Source organism: Shewanella metallivivens, from assembly GCF_028750675.1.
Taxonomy (GTDB): domain Bacteria; phylum Pseudomonadota; class Gammaproteobacteria; order Enterobacterales; family Shewanellaceae; genus Shewanella; species Shewanella metallivivens.
In genome coordinates this window covers 208,436-232,690 of record NZ_JAQQPZ010000004.1, presented here as the reverse complement: position 1 = coordinate 232,690, position 24,255 = coordinate 208,436, and the positions used below count along the sequence as shown (strand labels likewise).

Sequence of the window (24,255 nt, the reverse complement as noted above, 5' to 3'; positions counted from 1 at the left end):
AATAAGCTTGTGCTGGCATTGCTTGCGAATATGCCTGTACTGCCAGAGTGTGGGTTATGGGATTAGTGATTTAAGTTATTTGTTCTGTGAGAGCATGTGGATCAGGGGCGCGCATTCTGTCCCACCAGTCTTTGTCGGCAACAATTTGGCCTTGATCATCGATGACGGGATAGGGGATTTGCTTGCGGCGACACGCTTTGGCATAAACCGGATGGCCTTGTTCAAACAGCATTTTTTGGCAGTAAGCGTAGTCTAGTTTACGAGTACCGTACATATTAGCTTGTTCGCGTTGGCGCTGGGCTTCGTACATCACTAGGGCCGAAGCCACAGAGACATTGAGTGATTGCACCATACCGCGCATAGGAATAATAATGTGTTGGTCTGCTGCTGCAATGGCTTCATCACTCACGCCATCACGCTCATTACCCATGACAATCACGGTGGGGCGAGTGTAGTCAATGTCGCGAAAATCAACAGCGGTGTCTGAAAAAGTGGTTGTTAGTATTTGCATGTTTTGTGCTTTAAAGGCTCGATGCGCCTCTGCAAAAGTATAGTGCTTTACCGTGCTGACCCATTGCTGGCTGCCAGAGGCCGTATTACCCGATACCCGCATTTCGATGTCGGGCCATACTGCATGAATTTGATGAATGCCGACACAATCCGCCGAACGAATAACCGCGGCGATGTTGTTGGTCATATGCACTTTATCAAGACATACAGTGAGATCGACTTGGCGGTTATCAAGCATTTGGTTTATGCGGGCAAAACGTTCTGGGCTCATTGGGTCATTCTGCTTAGTTTTATGCAAGGTTATTGATTACACTGGCGCATAATCGAGCTAACGGTTGACTGATTTTTACCGGGTTATCATTATTCGAGCGGCATTATATACCCAATCAACCTGAAGATGCTCGATTTCAGCAAGAATTTACCGCGTTTAGGCAAGACATTGATTGCGGGTAATGGTCGTTCCCTTTCCAAAATCAGCTAAATTAACAAAGGCTGCCTCGAATACCTCACTGATAACTTTCGCTAAAAGAGCAAATTCTAATGCGGATTGGTATAAACACCTTTCAAACAGTGCTTTCTAGCTATTGACGCGTCAATTTGCCTTGTTAGCATAACAAATGACAAGCTTGAAAGTGAGGAGGATTAACGTGATGATTATAAATAGTATCAGTTCATCCCTTATCCCTAATTCAGGTTAAATAGATGATGTTTAGCATAAATTGTTTAGAGATACTGACTCGATATGAATGAACCGATCACTGTGCGCTTGCCATCGCTTATCCATCGCATCGGCAGTGACAAAACCAAACAAGCTAAAGCAATAGCGGTACAATATGACTGTGAGCTTAAACGTGTACGCCGCTCTCGAAATTGGGCGCTTATAGGGAACGCGATACATGTTCAAGCGTTTGTGGCGGGTTTACAAACTCAAGGCGATGAGGGCTTTCGTTATCTTATGGCTAAAGTTTCGGTGGCACTGTTGGAACATGGCGATAAATTAGAACCGTTAGAAGCCAAGCTACATCGATTAATTACCCAAAACCCTGGGGTGACATTAGCTGAATTAATGCAGTTAACCCAATGCTCGCTTGTTGAGGCGCGAGTCGCGCGCTTTAATGCTGATTTATAAGGTATTGTCTATAATCCGTTGTGGCTTTTCAATCTGGCATAAGCCCATAATCATTTTATGTGTTGTTTTAGCATAAAAGAAAACCTTTACAATATTCGAAACTCATGTAACATCAGTCTCGCTCTGACATTCAGAGTTATTAATGAACATCAAGTAAAAGAAAAGCCTTAGAATCTTCGTTATCGTTGTTATCCTCTGTGTTTCCCTTAGCTTCATCGTGACATTCAATAATTCAAGCTTGAGCGCATCGCATTTTCGCGACAGATTGATTAATTTAACTTATTAAGGGACACAAAATGTCTAAAACTACTGGTTTAGTAAAATGGTTCAACGAAGATAAAGGTTTTGGTTTTATCACTCCTGATAACGGTGGCGCTGACGTGTTCGTTCACTTCCGTTCAATCGCTTCAGAAGGTTTCAAAACTTTAGCTGAAGGCCAAAAAGTATCTTTCGAAGTTGAGCAAGGCCAAAAAGGCCCTCAAGCTGCTAACGTAGTAGCTGAGTAACGCTTACTTTGTAAGATAGCGCAAATAGTCTAGCGACTGTTTGCGCTTTTTTTTGCCTATTGTTTGTCAACCATGCGCCTCTCCTTTACTTATCATTTACTGCGTTTAATCCGCTCCATTTTGACTTACGGCCCATTAAATCTCCTGATTTCCACACTTATCTTTTACTCTGTATATATAGCGATCAATCTATTTTAACTATTTGTAATATAAGGTATTAATTTTTAATATCAGCTTATTGATAATGTAGTTTGTTTTTTTGAAAATGTTGAGCAAAAATAGCCAATGTTCTTATTTTAGTGATGTAACAACAGCTTTATTTAGCGTTATAACTTATTCTATTGATTTTTATCTTGTTAAATGTTCATTTAAAAAAATTATCAATCGAGCTTAATGCGCTTTTTGTCACATTTTTTTGTGAGTTTCACAGTGTTTTTATTGATTTACGGGTGACATTCCATTTTGGATCCGTTATTACTATTTTGCACTTATAAACAAATGACATTTAAGGGAAAAAAATGAATCCATGGTTTACTAATGTTCAGCTTGGTTTTGATATGGCGACAAGTCTAACGATTGTTGGCGCAGCAATTACTTGGGTGATACGTGAAAAGAAGCAAGCAGAAGCTGAAAAAGCACGTGGGATTAACCAGCAAGTACGTTCGACCAGTCTGAAAAAAGTGCAAGATGTGCTGTTTGAGATGGAAGATAAGTTTTCAGTGTTGATTAATGAAACACAAGCATATGAAAATATGATTGATAACCGAGTGCGTAAAGTTAATGATCAATTAGATTTTTCCCGTTTAAATGCTGCGATTAAGAGAGACGAGAACTTTTTAGTAAAAGCTATTGATCGCCTACAAGCCATTCGTCTTGAGCTAGGCCAGTTTTATGAGCTCATTCAAGTGAGACGTTATAGTTTAATTCCGTTGCTTGATGCCATTGAAGAAGGTGACAAGTACATTGGTGTGTTTCAGCGTAACATTGATGAAGTGGGCGATGCCTACAATCAAATGACATCTGGGAATGTGTCACTGCTTAAAGAGTTACAAGCGGTTGTTACTTTACTGAATAATGAATTCGGTGATGATCTCATTGATATCACTGATGATGACAAGAAAGCCCTGTTTCAGAAGATTTCGAGTGATGAAAAATTCATGAAACCTATTCAGTCGATCATTTATGACGAAGATTATTTTTACTGGGTGCAACGATTTGTCCCTGCTGGCAAAGAAGAAGACTACTTAGAAAAAGTTGTTAGACCGAGTAAAATTGAAGATAAAGATTTGTGCTCTGAGGTGGTGATTCATTTTATTTTGGCATTGATTGGCAAAAACCATGAGCTATTGTCGCAAGTGTTACGTACTGCTTCTGGCTCGGTGATGAAAGCGCGAATTGAGTGTAAGGATATTTTGATTGCCTTAAGTGCGATTTCGCATAAGTTGGTGATGGATAACAACAACGATACGCTCGAAAAAGTGATTGAAAAATATGAAGCTGAAGAATACTTTGGCAGAAATATTACTATTCGCTAGAAAGTCATTTACATTACCTACCAATGGGGGGACTCTTCCCCCTGATTGCCCTCTGTGAAAACACCTTATCAAAATCTATCCTTATCTTAATGATAAACATACCAATGATGATTTTTATTTACCTAAATTATTGACTTTTAGCTATTTTGTTAATAAATTGTTGAGCTAATTTTTGTGCTAGATTAAGGAAAATCGATGCGTTCAACATTACTGCAATTACTGACATTCGTGGTCGTTACCATTGCTTCTTTTAACTCTTTTGCTGTAACTAATTGGGTTGATTTCGAAGTGATCAATGGTCATATCAACCTTCCAGTGACGATTAATGGCATTGAAGGAAAGGCGATACTCGACAGTGGCTCTCAGGTAAATGCAATCAATATCAGCTTTATTAATAAAAATAAGTTTGAATTCTCTAAAGGAAGCAAAGTCGATATTAAAGGTGTTTATGGCACCGAAACTCGCCAACTGTATAACAATGTGAATGTTAAATTATTTGGAGCCGACCTTGAGTTAGATGAGCTGGTTGGTTTACGTTTAGGTCATCATGAGGTGCAGTTATTATTAGGTGCGGGTTTACTCGAAAAATTTATTTTTCAAATTGATTACCCTAATAATCGTTTGAGATTATTTGAGCGAGACTCAATTGATTTAGCAAAACTTAAAAATATTGATATGCAAATTGATCGCGGGACGGGCCAACCAATTGTTAAAGTTGAATTAAATGGTGAAAAGAACGCCTGGCTTATTCTTGATACGGGTAATAACAGCGGTTTGTTTTTAAAGCGAACATTGGCTACAGATTCTAATTGGTTAAGTTTATATGGTGCACAATCGGGTACGGGCTATGGTGTTAATAACATTGCCAGTATCGATAACTTTCGATTGCCTGAAGTGAAGTTTGGTCCATTTACTATCGAAAATGTCCAATCTAGCGTGCCTGCCGATGGTCAAAGTGAGTTTATATCAGGCCAAGATAGAAGTGGTTTGTCTCGTATTAAAGGTAAAAATATTAAAGGTCTAGTGGGTTACGACATTCTTAAACATTTTGTGTTAACCATAGACTATAAGTCTGGTCATATGCATGTCGGGCTTCCTGAAGAGTCATAATTTGCAGCGAATGAAACAGAGGGTCACGATAAGTGGCCTTTTTATTTTATCATTACCATAGAATCCATAGTATTACTCAACTTCTAGATTGTTTAGATGCTTCATGAGATTGGCATTCTCTAAACCGATCTACCTACAGATTATTTACAATTAAGCTAATTGCGCACTTTTAAGCAATTAACCCAAGACTATTGCGGCAAAAACACCGATAATTCCCCCTAATTTAGACAAGCTGGCCGTTTGGCTGTGCACGACTGTGGAAATATTCAATGGAAATCAAAGTAAATTTTCTCGACAATTTGAGACTCGAAGCCAAATTTGACGACTTTACCGTTACGGCCGACCAACCTATTCGTTACAAAGGTGATGGCTCTGCCCCAAGTCCTTTTGATTATTTTTTAGCCTCATCTGCCTTGTGTGCCGCTTACTTTATTAAGGTGTACTGTAAGGCTCGCGATATCTCTACTGAGCACATCAGGTTGTCACAAAACAATATTGTTGATCCTGAAGATCGCTATAACCAAATTTTTCAAATTCAGGTTGAGCTGCCAGATGATATTTCGGATAAAGACCGCGAAGGTATTTTACGCTCTATTGACCGTTGTACCGTTAAAAAAGTCGTGCAAACTGGTCCAGAATTTAAAATCGAAACCGTTGAAAACTTAGACTCAGACGCCAATGCCATGTTGATGGGGCAACCCGATGGCGGCAGCAATACCTATATTTTAGGTAAAGATTTGCCGTTGGAACAAACCATTAAAAACATGACAGCTTTATTGGCCGACCTTGGCATGAAGATTGAGATTTCATCGTGGCGTAATATTGTACCTAACGTATGGTCTTTGCATATTCGTGATGCGGCATCGCCTATGTGTTTCACTAACGGTAAAGGTGCCACTAAAGAAAGTGCATTATGCTCGGCTTTAGGTGAGTTTATTGAGCGTTTAAACAATAACTTTTTTTATAATGATCAATTTTTTGGTGACGAAATCGCCAATAGCGAGTTTGTACATTACCCGAACGAAAAATGGTTTGCGCTTGAAGACGATGACGCGCTGCCAACAGGCTTACTTGATGAGTATTGCTTAGACATTTATAACCCAGATGAAGAGCTGCGCGGCTCGCATTTAATTGATACTAACTCAGGCAATAAAGCGCGCGGCATTTGTGCCATTCCTTACACGCGCCAGTCAGATGGTGAAACGGTATATTTCCCGTCTAATTTGATTGAAAACTTATTTTTAAGTAATGGCATGAGTGCAGGCAACAACTTGCAAGAAGCCCATGTACAATGCTTGTCTGAGATTTTTGAGCGCGCAGTAAAACGTCAAATCATTGAGCAAGAAATTGTCTTACCAGATGTGCCAATGGCGGTGTTAGAGAAGTACCCAAGTATTTTAGCGGGTATTAAAGGCCTAGAGGAGCAGGGTTTCCCTGTTGTAGTAAAAGATGCCTCGTTAGGCGGGCAGTTCCCGGTAATGTGCGTGACCTTAATGAACCCGCGCACCGGTGGTGTGTTTGCGTCATTTGGCGCGCACCCAAGCTTTGAAGTGGCATTAGAGCGCAGTTTAACTGAGTTGTTACAAGGTCGCAGTTTTGAAGGCTTAAACGATGTGCCTAAGCCGACCTTTAATAGCATGGCAGTTACCGAACCTGAAAACTTTGTTGAGCACTTTATTGATTCTACAGGGGTTATCTCTTGGCGCTTCTTTAGCAGCAAATTTGATTACGAATTCTGTGAGTGGGACTTCAGCGGCACTAACGAGCAAGAAGCTAACGCACTGTTTGGTATTTTAGAAGCCATGGGCCGTGAAGTGTACATTGCTGAGTTTACTGACTTAGGCGCATCAGCCTGCCGTATTTTGGTGCCAGATTACTCTGAAGTTTACCCTGTTGATGATTTGATTTGGGATAACACTAACAAAGCACTTAACTACCGTGAAGACATTTTAAATCTGCACTCGTTAAGCACTAAAGCTTTGTCTAAGTTGGTGAACCGTTTAGAAGAAAGCCAATTAGATAATCAAACCGATATCCCGACCTTGATTGGCATTGTGTTTGATGAAAACACGGTTTGGGGCCAGTTAACCATTATCGAGTTAAAGATTTTGATTTATCTTGCCCTCGGTGAACATGAAGACGCGTTAGAGCTGGTGGAAGAGTTTTTACAGTTTAACGACAACACAGTACAGCGCCGCTTGTTTTATCAAGCAGTGAATGCCGTGCTTGAAGTGACCTTAGATGAAGACTTAGCGCTTGAGGACTTTATCGGTAACTTTACCCGTATGTTTGGTAAAGAGGTGATGGATAATGTGGTTGGCTCTGTTAATGGTACTGTGCGTTTTTATGGTCTGACTAAAACCAGTATTAAGCTGGAAGGCATTGAGCCACATTTACGCTTGATTGAAAGTTATAAAAAACTGCACCAAGCCCGTAAAATTAAAGCGGGGTTGTAAACTCGTTAAGTTAGCCTGTTAATGTAAAGCCCATCGTAGTGATGATGGGCTTTATTTAATACTTGATTACTGTGTATCTAAGTAATTATCAACTGCTGTGGCGCGGTCTTCTGCGTGCTCTAATAACTCATCGACGGCTTTATAAAAATCACTGGTACTTTCCAAGAACGTGTAGCCAGATATTTCTGTTGTCGCATAAGGGGCAACCAGTGCTGAATAGGCATTATACTTGGCTTGCATTTTATTGGTTTCAAATGCATCGCTAATCACCTCAAGTATATATTCGTTATATTGCTCACGATATACATCATCTGCGTACAGTTTCGAGATAAGCGGCCAACTGCTTGAATTAAGATCTGAGAAATCTAACGCCAATGCACCACCCATATTACCGTCTTGTAACGCTTCGTTGTTGTCCCATGGGATCCAGGTTAGCTTTGAGGTGTCAGGGTCGTTATACAAGTAATAGTTGTGTGGCATAAGACCATAAGTATCCCAGTTTTGAATAATGCCATTGACTGCTAAGTATTTTAAAAATACGTCAACATCAAATACAGCTTCAAGGTTGGTGCGCCAGGTTGCACGATCGCTGGTATAGGTGTCGTCATGCAGCGCGCTAAATAGTGCTTCAATGTCAGACCAGTCTTCGTCGTCTTCGTTGGTTTTTTTCTCGAAATCGTCTTGGTTAAACGAACCTTCAACAAACATCGCACCATCATCTTCGGGTTTATATAAATTACCATCGTCGCTAGAGAACTGCGTGTCGATTACAGTATCATCCACTTCTTCAACTAGGGTATATAAACCAAAATATTCAGGGCCGTCTCCATGGTCGACATATAAGGTATAAAAACCGGTGTGTGATACGGCTAATCCCGCATCTTTAAACACATCAGCGGCGACTTTTTCACGAAGCATCGACTCGTCGTTATAGTTATTTTTTAAACTAAACTTTTTAAAACCGTAAAAACGTTGGTTTTTTATTTGCGGGTAATCATCTTCATATTCGTCAAAGTCGAGTTTAAAGGCGAGCTTTAAAATACCTTGCTGCCAACTGGTTTGAAGTGATGAATTGCCTTTAAAACGAATACCAACACGATACCATTCGATGCCGTTATAAAATACTTCTGCGGGTACAAAGATAGGATCTTCATCGGAATCACTTAAGCTACTTGATGAACCTCTGCCAAATACGCCATAAAGTTCAGTCATGTTATCTATCATGCTTTCCCAGCGTTCTTCGGTGACGACAATGTCAAAACGTTTAACTTCGGTGTCGCTAAACACTTCATCAAAATTTGGATCAACATCTTTACTGTGGGTTTCATCTGTCCAATCAGTGGCTTCAAAATCAACATCATCAACTTCAGTATCGGTATCGGTATCTGTATCTGTATCTGTATCAGTGCTGGTATCAGTGTCTGTTGAACTGGAAACTTCAGTTGTGTCTGTCGTGTTCTCACTCGAGTCGCCGTCGCAACCAGTAAGGACTAACATGCTAGCAAACATGATGATTAGCAATATCATCATTGGCTGATTAAATAGCCGACTAGTGCTATTTAAGCTGTTGGTATTAAACATCAAATACTCCTAAATCTTGTCTATTTGTCGTGAGGTGTGTTGGTTGATTCACTGAAATAAAATCGTTAACAAGATGTTAGTGCTCAAAGGTGTAAAAATTGTGCAGAGAAAAAGGATATATAGAGCAAGTTGATAAAAATGATGTCTGAGCCAGCACTGCATGTCGTGATAGGAATTAAGCCTTGCGAGGTTTAAATCTAAGTGTCGGGGACATTTACCTTAGGATATTAAAGGACTTATTTATTGGCTTTTTACATCATCTCTAAAGTTTCGATAACACCGATGAGTTTACAGCCATGGTTTTTCACATTAGGGTAGAGTCACTGATAAGTGTTATCGCAAAAAACACGGATTTTACTCAAGGAAGATTCATGAAATTTTTATATTATTTTATTTGTTTAGCGGCTTTTAGTCCTGTCACGTTTGCCAACGAATTACCGCCCATTTTAGATTTTTACCCTCTTTGCAGTCCGCAAACTATCGATACACGCAATGATAAAATGATTTACGATATTGACCCTGACTTACTGAAATCCTCTCATGGTGACGTATTGTCCCATCGTGATGCATATGTAAAGCAAGCTTTAGTTGAAATACAGCGCAAAGCCGTGGTAGCAGGCGCAGATGCGGTCATTATTGATAGATTAACGGTTGGCGGAATTGAGCGCAGCATTGATTTGCAAGATGATAGCAGCCGAGTTCAGTCTAATACCCAACAAATCCATGTAATCACTACAGCGCAATACGTTAACCTGTGTGACGATACGCAACTTACCAGTGATCCCACCCCGTATAACAGCGAAGGTCAAGCGGTGTCGTACACCCAAACCACCGTTAAGTTGACGATGCCAGAAGAGGGCAATCTGCTAAAACAAGCACAAAAGCATCAAGCACCCGATGCGCTTATCACTACCAACAGTGCCTACGGCGTACAAATGGGTGGCTCGGTTGATGATTTACAACAAGCATTAGGTTCCCATAGTATTCAGTTGCAACTCGACAATGGTGCCACCGTTTATGGTTACGGACGTAGCTTATGGTTTGTGATTAAAGACACTCGTGTCGTGATGATTACCCAAGATTTAGGGCTTTTAAATGGTCATGGTCAAAATCAAATTGCCTTAAGTGAAAATTACGATAGCGATAATTGGGTGATTGCTAACCTGGTGCATCACGGTGATGAACTCAGCAGTGTTAAGGCGCATTTACCCCTTAAAAAGCAAGATGATGACTATAGTGTTGCAGGTAAAGATAGCCGCTTGTTATTAATTTTTGAAGACTATAAAGAAAGCGTGTCTCAAGAGGCTGTTTCTCGGCTGAACAGCTTTGCTATTTTGCCGTTAACAGCAAGCGATAAGCATCTCGTTAACTTCGGCAATTTTGATCATATTACTATCGCAAAAATGCTGACATTAGCTTCAACACAGGCTTATGCTTTGCAACCACAACAACTTGGTAACCAAATTCAATTAACTGACAGTGGCGTAAAAGTACTGGCCAACAGCAATGTATTATTGGGAGTTGATCGCCAGGGGGTTGTTAATTCGATCCAAATTACCGAGTCGATGTTTGGTACGCAATCCATGAGTGAGTTTAACGCTGTGCTTGCCAGTTATCAGTTGCCTGCCACTAAATCTGAATGGTTAGCGCGATATCCTAATGCTGAAGATAACTTTGATAACATCATGCTGACAAAAGGGGGGGTAATGTTGTCGATTAATTTTGATTCATACGATGATGATGCGCAGTTAATTGATCTCACGTTACACTTTTAACCTAGATAATCATGAAAGAGAAAAGTGACGTTAAGGGTGAAGCTGCCACGGATAAAGTGAAGATTATTACGAGTTAATGCGTTAAAGTAATCCCCATTTTTAGTTGAGATTGTGCAAGATTGTACAAAAGGTCTTTAGGAACGCAAATGAATATTGAAAATGAAGTGATTGATAATTTAGCCGATTTAGAACGTTTTTTGGTGTTAGTTGAAAAGGGCGGTTTAGGTTTAGAAGGTGTGGCTGGCGTAGGTATGGCCACCAGTAATGCTGATGGTCGTCATTTTGTTGCGGTATTTGGTGATAACCATAAGCTTTTACTTGGCCGCTGGGTAACGCCGGAAATTTTCGAAGCGGGTCAAGATATGGTTAAAAATGGGGTTAAGCCTAAGCACTGATCTCCCCGGGTTTAATCAAGACGAATACCGTTTAAACAAAAAAAGGCAGAATAACGATTCTGCCTTTTTAATGGTTTTGATGCTGCATTGTCCTAGGATTAATGAATAAGGTACATTGCTTTGTTTGTCGACAACATCAGCTGTAATCCCTTCGCAGAAGAGTAACGTGCTTTAAGCCCTTGTTCAGATGGCTCACCAATTAAACTTGGACTTCTCCAAATAACATTGCTGTTAACATCGTGTTTTTCAATATGATAATCTGTGTCTTCTTCGCTGAAGTATGCTTGCCCGACTTGAACTGCGACAAAATAGCCTTGGTTACTGCTGGTGGTCTCATCGATAGCAATGCCAAAAATTGAACGCTTGATGGCTCTAGTGTCTTTTTCAACAAGGGTTAAGTTGGCTATTTCGTATGTATAGATATTGCTGTTATTTTCATAATGATCAGTGTTAATACACATCAGTTCTTGTTGTGTATCGCTATCTAGGTTTATTAACGTCAAATACTGGCAGTTTTGATTTATAAACGATTGCTCTGACAGTGAACTCGTGTTTAGTGTTAGTAGGCTTACGGTATTATTTCGGGCCACAATCACGGTTTTTTCATTGATGACAAAGTCGGTAATATTGCTTTCAAAACTGTATTGGGCAATTAGGCTTTGGTCGTCAATATTAACGATTTTGAGTGTCTTGCCGTCGGCATAAATGGCATCTTCAAAACCATCTTGGTTAATATCAAATGCCTTAATCGCGCCAATATCAGATTGACTGCTGGTGGTAGATTGCCAGTGGAAGCTATAGTCAAATAACTGCATGACACCCATCCCTCCGTCGTAATACTCTGTTGTTGGCAGTAGTAAATCGCCAAAGCCGTCGTGGTTATAATCAGTGGTGACGGCATGGAAGCTCCTATCCCAGTTTGAGGATATTTGCTCACTTAATTGGTAAGATCCATCAGCTGCCATTGTCAGGATTCGACTGCCTTGATAGCCGTTTGCGGTTTGCGGTACAAAGAATACGGCTTTTTCATCATTATCAGTGATAGTTGACCAACCTGCACTGCTAAAAGAATCTAATTGAACGGTAGACGGGTTTTGTTTAATGTCGATGGTATTGATACCAATATCAGCCACAAGCAAACGATCTTCGGCAGTGGTCATTGTATCAACGCCCCAATGAAGTTCGTCTTCACCATCATTATCAGAGTCGCCGACAGTTAACGCGCTTACGCTAGAGTGTGGAGTATATTGAGACCATATTTGTGATAGCTCATTACTTGTTAACTTATAAGCATGCACTTCTCCAGACTGACATTCTCCCACCACTAATTCGTCGGCGGCGTCATTATCTAAATTCATGGTATTGATTGAACAAGTATTAGATACTTCAACGGTGGCTAATTGCGATTTATTGACAGCAGAGTAAATACTGACCGTTGACCAGTAATTCCCCCCGGCAATCTCATTAACGCCATCGCCGTTGTAATCACCGGTAGTCAGGACTCGATCTCCGAATGGTGTACTGTTAGCCCACTTGTTTTGCCAAGTTTGAGTATCATAAACCAAACCGCTATTGGTAATAAGTTCAAGACCAGGTTGCAGATCAACATTTGCAAAAATGACTTTCTGAGCATCAATGTTGACCGAAAATAATACATCAGATGGCGCAGACATGCTGATAACACTGAGTAGAGATTCCGTCTCATAATTATTTACCCCTCGCGCATGCAAATAAGCGATTTCTGGGATTCCGTCACTATCAATATCATCGATTGCTGCGCTGAAAATCGTATCCTCAGTTGAGAATAGTTCGTATGACAACGCATTGAGATCGTTAATCACGCTAATACCGTGTGTTGTAATCAGCACAATATCATCACGATTATCTTTGTTGGTATCAAAAACCAACACCTGTTGTATGGTACCTTTAGTGGCTAATTTAAATGGATAAAACCAGGTTTGTACGTAACTGCCATTTTGTTCGGTTAAAATAAACACCCTGTTATTATTATCAGTCGACACCAGCTCATTGCTACCGTCACCATCAAAATCTCCCACCCACATTGATTTTTCGTTACGAGGGACTTCAATGCCTGAGCGAGTTAATGGTAAAGGTTTATCTGCGTTTACATCGAGTGAAACCGATGCCGATTCGAGGATATTGCCATTGGCATCGGTAAGAGCAAAAACAAAGTCGACACTTTGTAAGGGGAAAAGATAGTCATTTCCGACTGACCAAGTAACAAGTCCCTGGCTGTCAATGGTCGCGCCACTAGGCCCTGAAATTAACGAGCCAATTTTAGCCGGATCAATATTGTCTGGGTCAGTGAGCAATGCACTAAATTGCACAGTTTGGCCAGATTGTATGTGGTTAGGTAGGTTAACGGCATTAAATTGTGCGGGTGAGTCGTTAATGGTAAAGAAAAAGTAATCACTCTCAACAGTATTAATACCGTCGGAAACAACCATTGCCACTTTAACTTCATCCCCATAAACTGCAATGTGAGCTGGCAGAATGTAATTGGTTTGCCCGCTGACTAGCTGGCCATTAATATACCAGCGGTAACTGACAGTGAGTTGATCAAGACTGTTATCTGGATCGAAATAATGCCCTGGTGACACAGTCAGTGGTGTTGTTGTATATAACTGATAATTATTACCGCTTGGCGCATAAACTTCTGGCGGTAATGACATCTTAGCCACATCAACAAGCGGTTTATTTGATAAATTATTGGTGATTAAGTCATTAACAGATGCAAAGTAAGTACCTACATCATCAATGCCATTATTGTCTGTATCTTGGGTATATTTTACCGGGCCATTTAAAAACGCTAGCGTAGACGAATTGGTGCCCTTAACGATGATCTTTCCTTGTTCTAAATTTCCATCTAAAGCATTGGTCGATATGTTGAATTGACCTAAGGTGCTATGAAAATAAGCCCCTGAAATGATCCAATTAAACTGGTTGTTTTGATAGGATTGAGTTTGAGTTACCTGAAAAAGTGCTTGTGTTTGGCCTGAGTAAGTATAAAGAAGATTGGTTTTGATGCTGTTGCTGAATTGATCTGTATTGGGGGTTTCTTGGCTATTAATTCCATAGCTGCCAGTGAGCGATGTTGTGAGACTACCTTCTTTCCAAGATAAATTATCAAAGTTAAAGCTAAAATTATATTGGCTGTCTGTGTTAGTTTTTAGCGAAAAGGCCATATTACCGTTGACATTATTGCTATAGCCGTCGCTACAATTATTGTAACTTACGGCAAGGTTTCCGGTAAATTGACTGCTTAATTGGCCTTTAAATTTGATACTGCCAGAGGTCGAACATTGGGCAGTAAAATCCACTTTTCCAGAGTTGGTTACATTATAATCAAGTTCTTCTAAATGTAAGTTAGGCAGTAAAACGCCTTCTCCAATAACCACTTTTTTAAACACATGTTGGGTATTTGCGAGGGTTAATGTCGTCAATGATTTACTGCCAGTGTAGCGCGCGCTGACTAATTGCGATGCCGCGTTCTCTAACTCAATAGCATTATAGTTATTGGCGTTTTTAATAATATCAGACTGTGAGCTGGTGCCAGCTGGATAATCGGGCGTTTCACTGGATGTGTCAGAAGAGTCTCCGCCACCACCACAAGCCGAAAGAGAAAATAAAATCGCAAATGCGAGCGAGGAGCGGGTTTTCGTTAACATTTTTCATCCTTGCACAATGTTGTGAAAATACATTCTTAGAATGTAAATTAATTGTATGATTTTTGTTGTGTATACTAGGGTTTGGCCAAATTCTTTGCAATGAAAATTTGCGCTTTAAGCCAGATATTATTATTGCGGTTAAAGGTACTGGCGTCTGGTTCAATAACGGATGGTTTTTTGGGGTATTTAGCTGCTGTGACAAAGGCTTAATGTTATTGATTTATTGTCTTTTAGCAGAGGGCTTTATGTCGGTGATTGTGGAGGGTTCGAATTGCTTAAGGTGAGGCGTAAAAAAGGCAGAATACTGATTCTGCCTTTTTTACTCGTTGATTTGAGTTACTTGTCTGAGTTAGTTGAGCCAATTTTATGAATGGCTAAGTCAGCGCCAATAAACTCATGTTCCTGGCTTAAACGTAAGCTTGAGATTTTATTTACAATGCCGTAAACGATGAGACCGCCCATTAATGCGACGACAACACCTGCAACACTACCGACTAATTGAGACATTAAGCTTACCCCGCCAAGGCCGCCCAATGCTTGCTGGCCAAAAATACCTGCCGCAATACCGCCCCACACGCCACATAAACCGTGAAGCGGCCATACACCGAGTACGTCATCTATTTTACTGCTGCGTTGTAATTTAGTGTACACCCACACAAATAAACCGCCCGCGATACCGCCTACAATAAATGCGCCGACAGGGTGCATTAAGTCAGAGCCTGCACAAACAGCAACTAATCCTGCTAACGGCCCGTTATGAATAAATCCTGGGTCGTTTTTACCCACAATTAGCGCGATAACCGTGCCGCCAACCATGGCCATTAAACTATTGACTGCCACTAAGCCACTAATACCATCAAGTGTTTGTGCTGACATCACATTAAAGCCAAACCAGCCCACAATCAGCACCCATGAGCCTAGCGCCAAGAAGGGAATGTTAGACGGTGCAAATGCAATACCCGGTTTACGACCACGACGAGCACCAAGTAAATAAATGGCCACAAATGCAAGCCACCCTCCCATAGCATGTACTACCACAGAACCGGCAAAGTCATGAAATTGTGCGCCAAATTGGTTTTCTAACCAAGTTTGAAAGCCATAATTGCCGTTCCAGATAATGCCTTCAAATAACGGGTATACAAAAGCCACAATCATGGCCGAGGCAAACAAGAAGGGTCTAAAACTGCCGCGCTCGGCAATGCCGCCCGAAACAATGGCTGGGATCGCAGCTGCGAAGGTTAATAGAAAGAAGAACTTAACTAACTGATAGCCGTTATCTGCCCCAAGCGTTTCAGCACTCACAAAAAAGTGGCTTCCGTATGCGATTTGATATCCAATGACAAAGTAGGCAATGGCCGAAAAAGCAAAGTCCGTTAGAATTTTAACCAAGGCATTCACCTGGTTTTTGTGTCTTACAGTACCGACTTCTAAAAATGCAAAGCCAGCGTGCATGGCCAAAACCATGATTGCACCAAGTAAGATAAATACCGTGTCCGCACTTTGTGCAATAACCCCAATAGCATCACTAATATTGTTCATTTCAGTTCCCAAAAAAACATTTCTCTGTTGAAATTCATGCTTTTATAAAGCAAAAGTCATTCCTAAAACGCGGAGGTATTTAACGTTTGTTGACCTTGAATGGTGCAAATGTCTGAATATGTTGCTGAAATGATAATGATAACGATCAGAGATGGTGCGCTTAAACAGCATTTAAAGAGGTAAAATCGGCAGGGTAAGCTAGTGGCTTTGCGGTTATGGTTCAATTTTGGTGCATCAATGTTTCAATGTGGTGCGCTGCTAACGGTGAATGTTAACATTTTTTTTACTTTATAAACGTATCGAGTATTCTGTACTTAGCATGAAAGACTAACGTTAAAAACTGTCATAACGGGAGTGGTATGAACACAGTTAGAGTGGCAGGTGTGGGAATGATCCCATTTTGTAAACCGGGACAACAGCGACCATATCGGGTGATGGCTGCTGAAGCCATTAAGTTAGCATTAGCAGATGCGGGTTTACATGCTAAAGCGATTGGCCAGGCTTATGGCGCTTATATATATGGTGACAGTACCAGCGCCCAGCATGCATTTTATGATGTATGTCAAAACGGTATTCCGATTATTAATGTGAACAACAATTGCTCGAGTGGTTCAACCGCATTGTTTTTGGCTCGCCAGGCGGTGTTATCGGGTCAGGTTGAGTGTGCATTAGCATTTGGCTTTGAAGAAATGCAACCTGGCGCGTTAGGCTCACACTGGCAAGACAGAGAAAGTCCATTCGAACGGCTCGATCCTGTATTGCAGCAATTCAACGCACCACAAGGGCCTATTGCGTTACGTGCTTTTGGCGCGGCTGGCCGCCATTATATGGACAAATACCATGTAGGCGCTGATATCTTTGCTAAGGTGGCCGAAAAGTCACGCAGACATGCCATCAATAATCCGTACTCAATGTTTTCAACGCCATTAACTTACCAACAAGTGCTCAACGATAAAGTGATATACGACAATTACCTCACGCGCTTAATGGCGTGTCCGCCAACCTGTGGCGCCGCGGCGGTTATCGTATGCAGTGAGGCATTTGCCCGCCAGCATGGTATTTCTTCTCAGGTCAAAATACTTGCACAAGCCATGGCAACCGACACCGAACTCTCGTGGCAAGACCCTATTAATGCGGTTGGTAAGGCCATGACGCAACAAGCGGTTGAGCAAGTCTATTGCGATGCAGCTATTGGCCCTCGCGATATTGATGTGATTGAGTTGCATGATTGCTTTACCCCAAATGAGGTGATTACTTATGAGGCTCTAGGGCTGTGTCCTGAAGGTGAGGCGGTGCAATTTATTGCCGATGGTGATAACACCTATGGCGGCCGTTATGTGATTGGGCCATCGGGCGGGTTAATGTCAAAAGGCCATCCCATTGGGGCGACCGGTTTAGCGCAATGTACTGAGCTAACCTGGCATTTACGTGGCCAAGCAGGTCATAGGCAGGTTGATAACGCCAAATTGGCATTACAGCATAATGTGGGGTTGGGCGGTGCCGTTGTTGTGACCTTATACGGCGTGTAGTTTGTCTTTTTAGTCATGCAGTGCGAGACTTATCGCACTGCATGCTAATACCATTGTGCATTAATAATTCTCGCGAAGAGATCATTTACTCACGTGCAATGGTATAAATAATGTTAAGCGGCTTTTTTCGCTTTACGACCAAATGTGCGACGGCAAAAAGTCACCAAGCTGAACGATAAAATGCCCGTGCCAATCAATGAGACTAATGTAATCAATGCCACATAACTGGCCGGCATATTCAGCCCATCATGAAGTGGGCGTACAAAGCTTGCAATCCTGCCCGATAAAGGTCTTTCGCTGTGTTTTAATGCTGACTCGATAACGCCTGTAGTATGGTTAATGCTAATGCGATCGGCTTCTCTTAACCAAACGCCTGGATGTTCATCAAATTGAATCGAAAACATCTGTGCTAGCGGTTTAATCGCATCACCTTGCATTTTTGGGGTCGGCTTTTTACCCGGTTTTGAACGAGGTTTACTTACTGAGACTAACTCTGCGTCTGGCCACACTTGTTGAGCACTATTTAGCTGGCTTAACCAATCATTGCCTTGGCTTAGTGGAAACGATTGAGTAACAGGTTTTTGATTTAGCGCCCCAGTCCATAAGCTATTGTAGGTTATTAAAAAACCGCTTAAACACAAAATAAATAAAGGTATTGAGATAAATAGCCCAAGCTGAATATGGCTTTTTAGCAGACTGCTTGAACGAGTATTTTTTGGCAGTGTTTGTTTTAAGCGAAAGCCGTTACGTACCCGCCACCATAAATAAATCCCAATTAATGTGACAATCGCGCCAGCCAAAGAGGCCCATGCATTGATGTATTTACCGCCGTTGTCGATTAAAAAATTACGATGTAACCAAAAGACGGTTTCATAAAAAGGCAGGTCGAATGAAGCGCGGCTAGCAAGTTCGTTGAGCTCGCTGTCTAATGCGATGGCTTTACCGCGCGCAGTGGCTTGAATATAAGGTGTATGCTCTGTGGGAAAACGTACCGTGCTCATTTCAGGGTAGCGTTCAAATACCGTTGCTAACGTCTCGGCTTTTTGTTCAATCGTTAGCGGGACAAAGGTTTGCCCTAAATTGTCTGTGCGTTTTAATAAATCTACGCTGCCTAAATAAACCCCTGTCGTTAGCACAATTAACATGGTGATGCTAATAACAAAGCCTATCCAGTTATGAAGCCATTTTAAGATTGAAACCATATTCATGTTGTATTCGCTCAAATTACACTATGTTGTGTTGAAAGTTATTGAAAAAAGTGAGTTTATTGTACTTTTAAAAGGTAGACTCACCACGGAATATTGGTAATGATAATTAATCTCAATTATTTGTTCAATTGGAGTGTATGAAACAAGATGACTAAGCATGTAATCTGGGATTTATGTTAAATCTTAGCTGGCGCATTGTTAATAGGTTGTTTGATTTTTAAAGATAAAAGCCCATATGTAACAAAATGTTTTACATGTGTTGACAATGTTGCTAACAATTAATAGGCACCTTACTTTAACTCACGTTAATTCCTGATTTAAATAAACCATTAACAAGGCTGGTTATTTTAGTCTTGAGTTACTCATAAAGGATTGTCTATGAACTCACATACGTTGCTTGGCCGACAAGATGGATTTTTGCATGCAAGTGTCATCAATACAGGGGGAGCATTTCATTACCCAATATGGTTTAGGCAAACTGCCATTTTAATCACTGGCGCAGTGGTAACCTTAGGGTTATTTATATTTATGTCTCAACTGGTTAAAAACGATCAAATCTATATTGGCGAGCCAAGCGATGCTCCGGTTATTAGTGTGGTTCAGGATACGCCTAAACCCATACCACCTAAAACGGTTGAGCGATTAAAACCCAAACCAGTCATCCCTGAAATCGAGCGCGTCGCAGTACCAAGTGCTGGCGGAACTGAAGTGACCATGATACCAAATGAGCTTTTACCGCCAGTGATGCCGAGCCAGTCTGAAACCTATGAGCGCGGTGTCAGTTCAAGTGATGCATTGCCTGTTGTGCAAGTTGCTCCTCAATATCCAATTGTTGCAGCCCGTGATGGGGTTGAAGGTTATGTTATTGTCGAATTTGATATCAATGAAGTGGGGGCTGTAATAAATGTCAGTGTGATAGAGGCTCAGCCTAAACGCACATTTGATCGCTCTGCCATTCAGGCTGTCAAAGGCTGGAAGTATAAACCTAAGGTGGATCAAGGCCATGCTGTTAGCCAACAGCGCCAGCAGGTGAGACTCGACTTTAGCTTAGAGAAAACCCATTAATGAACGTTGGCCCATCGCCTAACTAACTGGCTTTGTCATTTACTATCAAGTCGTTAATCCCACGAGGATTAACGGCTTTTTTATTGGCCAACACAACAGTAAAACGTCAATTTTGCGATTTTTTGAGTGGTCGATCAAAATAATATTGAGCAGTTGCTCAAGATGTTCTATAGTGAACCCAATTTGAAACGCTGCACTGGCATTTAGCAGCATTTAACAGCACTAGCATTTATTTATCGACACGAGAGAATATTATGACTTCATTTACTATCCATACAGCAGAAAGCGCCCCACAACAAAGTAAAGCAATCCTAGAGGGTGCTAAAAAACAAATGGGCATGGTACCTAATTTGTTTGGCGTATTAGCTGAATCACCAAACACACTTAAAGCTTATCAACAGCTACATCAGTTCTTTTTAGACTCGTCATTTGATGCAGAAGAGCTAACGGTAGTGTGGCAAACCATTAACGTTGAGCATGAATGTACTTATTGTGTTCCTGCGCATACAGCTATTGCGAATTCAATGAATGTTGATCCTGCGATCACAGAAGCATTGCGTAACAAAACCGCTATGCCCAATGCTAAATTACAAGCGCTACACGATGCTACATTAAGCATTGTGCGTAACCGCGGTAATATTTCGGCTGCTGAACTTGAAGCTTTTTATGCGGCAGGTTACGGCCAGCAACAAGTGTTAGAAATCATTTTAGGCTTGTCACAAAAAGTCATCAGTAACTACACCAATCATGTTGCCCATACTCCAACTGATGACGTATTTAAACCGTTTGCTTGGAAATAACGGTTACTGACAAATCATCAATTATTGTGAAGAGATAAAATAAATACCAATGTCAGCGTTATCGCACATGGCATTGGTATTTTTATTCGCTACTGCTAACTGATAACGCCCAGAGCTAACCGCGCTGGGCGTTATCAGTAATAAGTGACTGGGTTAATTTTATCCTTGAGCTACATTAATCACCGGCTTGGTGGAGGGTGTTATGGTCACTGGGATAGATTTAGACGTAGGGGTGTAAGAGTCAATGCCGACACTGTTGATTGATACCAAAGGGTTGGTTTCAGGGTAGTAGGCGGCAATATTGCCTTGTGGTATATCGTAAAGGACAACGCTAAATCCAAACACTTTACGTACAACATTGTCATTGGCAATCGATTGTAAATCGACTAACTGTCCTTCAACTAGGTTGAGGTTTTGTGCGTCTTGTGGGTTGATAAACAGTATATTTCGTTTGCCTTTAATGCCGCGATACCTGTCGTCCATACCATAAATTGTGGTGTTGTACTGGTCGTGTGAGCGCAAGCTTTGCAGCAATAATATGGGCTGTTGTGTACCTTGTGAGCCCTGTAATTGCGCATCGCTTGAACAGTCGGCAATCACGGAGTCTGGCAAGTTACTCGGATTAAATTCTGCGCGTTTGGTTTGAGTGTGCCATACAAATCTGGCGGCGCTGTTGCCAAGGTAGAACCCCGCAGGTTGTTCAATACGTTGGTTATAGTATTCAAAACCATTTATGGTGTTTTGTATTAATTGGCGGATCAGCCCATAGTCATCACGTAATGCTAACCAATCGATTTTTATGGCCGCGTTTTGATTGTTTATTTGGTGACTGCCAACGCGTTGACTAAAATCACGATGATGGAATGTGGCGTTGGCCATTTGGGCGACGATGTCGATTTCAGACAAGCACAGCTCTGACACTGGTTCGGTCATGCCCGTTGAGGCATGTACCATGCTAAAAGTGTCTTCTACGGTAATTTTTTGAATACCACTGCGTTGAATATCTAACTCGGTTCTGCCTAGGCAAGGCAAAATAAGTGCATCTTGTGTCACTTGTAAATGGCTGCGATTAAGTTTGGTGCTGATTTGCACGTTAAGCTCAGCGTTGCGGATGGCTTGATAGGTAAAGTCGGTATCGGGTGCGGCTGCAGCAAGGTTGCCTCCTAGGCAGATTAGCACTTTACTGTCTTTTGTTTGTAGCGCTTTAAGCGCTTCTACTACGTTGTGACCAGCCTGGCGTGGTAGGCGAGTTTCAAAAAAGTTATCAAAGTGAGCAATAAACTCATTGGATGGTTTTTCGTTAATCCCCATGGTGCGATTACCTTGCACATTACTGTGGCCCCTGACTGGACATAAGCCCGCACCCGGTTTGCCTATTTGCCCGCACAACAAATGGAGATTAATCACTTCACGAATGATGTCGACAGAATGCTTGTGCTGGGTTAATCCCATTGCCCAACAGCTGATCACGGATTTACTGCCGCTAAATAAGATTGTCGCTTTAATAATATCTGCTCTCGTTAGCCCTGATTGTTGTTCAATCTGCTGCCAACTGGTGCGCTTAACACTCTGTTGATACTCGTTAAAAAAGGCGCTGTGTTGCTCAATAAACCCATGATCAATTTTGTCCTGGCGCTGTTCAATAATGTACTTTGCCATACCGCGCACTGCGGCCATATCACCGCCAAGTTTAGGGGTTAAATATTGATGACTAATGGTGGTGGCTGCGGGGGTTAATAATTCGATTGGACTTTGTGGGCTGGCAAACTTTTCAAGGGCGACTTCTTTAAGATTATTAAAGGTGACTATTTTACAGCCATGCTTGGCGGCTTTACGTAACGCATTCATCATCCGTGGGTGGTTTGTCCCTGGATTTTGGCCAAACACAAAAATGGCTTCAGCGGCATCAAAGTCATTTAATACCACTGTGCCTTTACCAATACCTATGGCTTTTGTCAGTGCAACGCCACTGGCTTCGTGACACATATTGGAACAGTCTGGAAAATTATTAGTGCCATATAAACGGCCAAATAATTGATAAAGGTACGACGCTTCATTACTGGCGCGGCCAGAGGTATAAAACTCGACTTGGTTAGGGTTAGACAAGCTGTTGAGCTTGTCGGCAATAATGCTAAAAGCGTCGTTCCAGCTCACTGGCTCATAGTGATCGGTTGCGGCGTTGTAACGCATAGGCTCGGTTAAGCGGCCTTGATACTCTAGCCAGTAATCGGTTTGCTTGGCTAATTGGCGTACCGAATGCTCAGCAAAAAACTCACTGCCAACCCCTTTTCCTGTTGATTCCCATGCAACGGCTTTGGCGCCATTTTCACAAAATTGAAATGCGCCGTGCTTGTTGTCACCCCATGCACATCCTGGGCAATCAAATCCGTCGGTTTGATTAACGCGTAATAAATTCTTGAGATTTTGCTTGGTGCGTTGGCTTCGTAATACATGGCTTAATGTGGCTTGTATTGAGGGAAAACCACCTGCTTTACTAGGTTTTTCGATATGGTTAGACATTAATGGCTCCGAATGGACTTACAGGCAGACTGCTTAAATTGACGTTGGCTTGGAAATTAGAGTAATAAATAGGCGCAGAATATTTGGGAATATGAATAATGTTGAGGTTGTACTTTAGCGCCAGCTTTACCGCTAACTGGCTGGGTGACGCTAAGCTAATTAAGTTATTTACGCCCAGTAACACCGCTTTATGAATGAGCTCACTGCTGCAACGGCTGGTCATTAATAATGTGTTGCACTCAGACAATGAGCTTGGCTGCCTAATTAACATACCGATTAGTTTATCTAAGGCATTGTGGCGGCCGATGTCTTCACGGCAAGCAATGATGTTGCCCTGGGCATTTAAGGCTAAAGCCGCATGAATGGCACCGCTTTGTTGGGCTTTGAGCTGATGTTCTTCAATTTGCAGTTTGAGGGCGTCGACATCCAATAATTCAATTGGCCGAGTGGCAGGTAATATGGTTAATTCTGGCAGTGCATGAGTGATAGCTTCAACCCCACAAATACCGCAACCTGTGGCCCCGACTAATCGACGCTTTTTGCTGTTTAATGCGTATAAACAGCGATTTGCGATGGTGACATCAATATTAAACCCATGTTCTGAGTTAGTCACTTGGATGTCGTGCACATCATGATCATGTTGAATAATGGCCTCGGAAAACAAAAAACCAATCGCAAAGTCTTCAATGTTGTCTGGGGTTATCATCATTACGGCATAATTGATGCCATTGAGATTAATTGCCGCGGCGGCTTCTTCTACCAAGTGTTCAATCGACGGTGACCATTTATATGACGCATTCATACTTTTAGCCTTAAAGTTTGATGTGGGTCACATTTTATGGAGAGCTAAAATACAATTCCAATCAAACTATTTTATAGATTGATAGTTTTTGTCTATTAATAGGGTA

The 24,255-nt window shown here is 41.5% G+C and carries 17 protein-coding genes; 10 read left to right on the top strand and 7 right to left on the bottom strand.

What is annotated here, in order from left to right:
• Positions 1-70: 70 nt before the first annotated feature.
• Positions 71-781, bottom strand: a complete 711-nt coding sequence (gene trmH, locus PQR79_RS07930) for a tRNA (guanosine(18)-2'-O)-methyltransferase TrmH (RefSeq protein ID WP_238106670.1) — start codon at positions 779-781, stop codon at positions 71-73.
• A 471-nt stretch (positions 782-1,252) separates the two neighbouring features.
• Between trmH and PQR79_RS07925 the strand changes: the two genes are divergently transcribed.
• From PQR79_RS07925 to PQR79_RS07905, 5 genes are all read left to right on the top strand, one after another.
• The gene (locus tag PQR79_RS07925) at positions 1,253-1,639 is read left to right on the top strand and encodes a ribosome recycling factor family protein (protein WP_238106671.1); all 387 of its coding nucleotides are present in this window, start codon (positions 1,253-1,255) and stop codon (positions 1,637-1,639) included.
• Positions 1,640-1,935: 296 nt separating this feature from the next.
• Positions 1,936-2,145 (top strand): transcription antiterminator/RNA stability regulator CspE, encoded by a 210-nt coding sequence (gene cspE, locus PQR79_RS07920; RefSeq protein WP_188922038.1) that lies wholly within the window; start codon positions 1,936-1,938, stop codon positions 2,143-2,145.
• 518 nt (positions 2,146-2,663) lie between these two features.
• Positions 2,664-3,680 carry a hypothetical protein gene (locus PQR79_RS07915; RefSeq protein WP_238106672.1) on the top strand — a complete coding sequence of 339 codons (1,017 nt, stop codon included), beginning with the start codon at positions 2,664-2,666 and terminating at the stop codon, positions 3,678-3,680.
• Between the two features lie 195 nt (positions 3,681-3,875).
• Positions 3,876-4,790, top strand: a complete 915-nt coding sequence (locus tag PQR79_RS07910; protein WP_238106673.1) for an aspartyl protease family protein — start codon at positions 3,876-3,878, stop codon at positions 4,788-4,790.
• A 269-nt stretch (positions 4,791-5,059) separates the two neighbouring features.
• Positions 5,060-7,246 carry an OsmC domain/YcaO domain-containing protein gene (locus PQR79_RS07905; RefSeq protein WP_238106674.1) on the top strand — a complete coding sequence of 729 codons (2,187 nt, stop codon included), beginning with the start codon at positions 5,060-5,062 and terminating at the stop codon, positions 7,244-7,246.
• Between the two features lie 66 nt (positions 7,247-7,312).
• Here PQR79_RS07905 and PQR79_RS07900 read toward each other — a convergent pair whose 3' ends face one another.
• Positions 7,313-8,827 carry a CotH kinase family protein gene (locus PQR79_RS07900; RefSeq protein WP_238106675.1) on the bottom strand — a complete coding sequence of 505 codons (1,515 nt, stop codon included), beginning with the start codon at positions 8,825-8,827 and terminating at the stop codon, positions 7,313-7,315.
• A gap of 371 nt (positions 8,828-9,198) precedes the next feature.
• On the opposite strand from PQR79_RS07900, the gene PQR79_RS07895 reads away from it, so the two are divergent.
• Both PQR79_RS07895 and PQR79_RS07890 read left to right on the top strand, forming a co-directional pair.
• Entirely contained in the window at positions 9,199-10,602 is a 1,404-nt protein-coding gene (locus PQR79_RS07895) for a hypothetical protein (protein WP_238106676.1), read from the top strand.
• A 146-nt stretch (positions 10,603-10,748) separates the two neighbouring features.
• Positions 10,749-10,997: a hypothetical protein gene (locus PQR79_RS07890; protein WP_238106677.1), complete on the top strand. Its 249-nt coding sequence runs from the start codon at positions 10,749-10,751 to the stop codon at positions 10,995-10,997.
• A gap of 98 nt (positions 10,998-11,095) precedes the next feature.
• Here PQR79_RS07890 and PQR79_RS07885 read toward each other — a convergent pair whose 3' ends face one another.
• Both PQR79_RS07885 and PQR79_RS07880 read right to left on the bottom strand, forming a co-directional pair.
• A complete protein-coding gene (locus tag PQR79_RS07885) occupies positions 11,096-14,686 on the bottom strand; it encodes an FG-GAP repeat domain-containing protein (RefSeq protein ID WP_238106678.1) in 3,591 nt (1,196 codons plus the stop codon).
• A 336-nt stretch (positions 14,687-15,022) separates the two neighbouring features.
• Positions 15,023-16,225 carry an ammonium transporter gene (locus tag PQR79_RS07880; RefSeq protein WP_238106679.1) on the bottom strand — a complete coding sequence of 401 codons (1,203 nt, stop codon included), beginning with the start codon at positions 16,223-16,225 and terminating at the stop codon, positions 15,023-15,025.
• A gap of 359 nt (positions 16,226-16,584) precedes the next feature.
• Between PQR79_RS07880 and PQR79_RS07875 the strand changes: the two genes are divergently transcribed.
• On the top strand, positions 16,585-17,754 hold the full coding sequence (locus tag PQR79_RS07875) for a lipid-transfer protein (protein WP_238106680.1): 1,170 nt from the start codon (positions 16,585-16,587) through the stop codon (positions 17,752-17,754).
• Between the two features lie 113 nt (positions 17,755-17,867).
• Here PQR79_RS07875 and PQR79_RS07870 read toward each other — a convergent pair whose 3' ends face one another.
• Complete coding sequence (locus tag PQR79_RS07870) at positions 17,868-18,962, bottom strand: PepSY-associated TM helix domain-containing protein (protein ID WP_238106681.1); 1,095 nt, start codon at positions 18,960-18,962, stop codon at positions 17,868-17,870.
• Positions 18,963-19,340: 378 nt separating this feature from the next.
• On the opposite strand from PQR79_RS07870, the gene PQR79_RS07865 reads away from it, so the two are divergent.
• Together PQR79_RS07865 and PQR79_RS07860 are read left to right on the top strand one after the other, a co-directional pair.
• The gene (locus PQR79_RS07865) at positions 19,341-20,027 is read left to right on the top strand and encodes an energy transducer TonB (RefSeq protein ID WP_274408433.1); all 687 of its coding nucleotides are present in this window, start codon (positions 19,341-19,343) and stop codon (positions 20,025-20,027) included.
• Positions 20,028-20,281: 254 nt separating this feature from the next.
• Positions 20,282-20,827: a carboxymuconolactone decarboxylase family protein gene (locus PQR79_RS07860; RefSeq protein WP_238106683.1), complete on the top strand. Its 546-nt coding sequence runs from the start codon at positions 20,282-20,284 to the stop codon at positions 20,825-20,827.
• 159 nt (positions 20,828-20,986) lie between these two features.
• On the opposite strand, the gene PQR79_RS07855 is transcribed toward PQR79_RS07860, so the two are convergent.
• Together PQR79_RS07855 and fdhD are read right to left on the bottom strand one after the other, a co-directional pair.
• Complete coding sequence (locus tag PQR79_RS07855; RefSeq protein WP_238106684.1) at positions 20,987-23,347, bottom strand: FdhF/YdeP family oxidoreductase; 2,361 nt, start codon at positions 23,345-23,347, stop codon at positions 20,987-20,989.
• Positions 23,340-24,149: a formate dehydrogenase accessory sulfurtransferase FdhD gene (gene fdhD / locus PQR79_RS07850; protein ID WP_238106685.1), complete on the bottom strand. Its 810-nt coding sequence runs from the start codon at positions 24,147-24,149 to the stop codon at positions 23,340-23,342. The genes PQR79_RS07855 and fdhD overlap by 8 nt, the downstream gene beginning before the upstream one ends.
• Between the last annotated feature and the right edge of the window lie 106 nt (positions 24,150-24,255).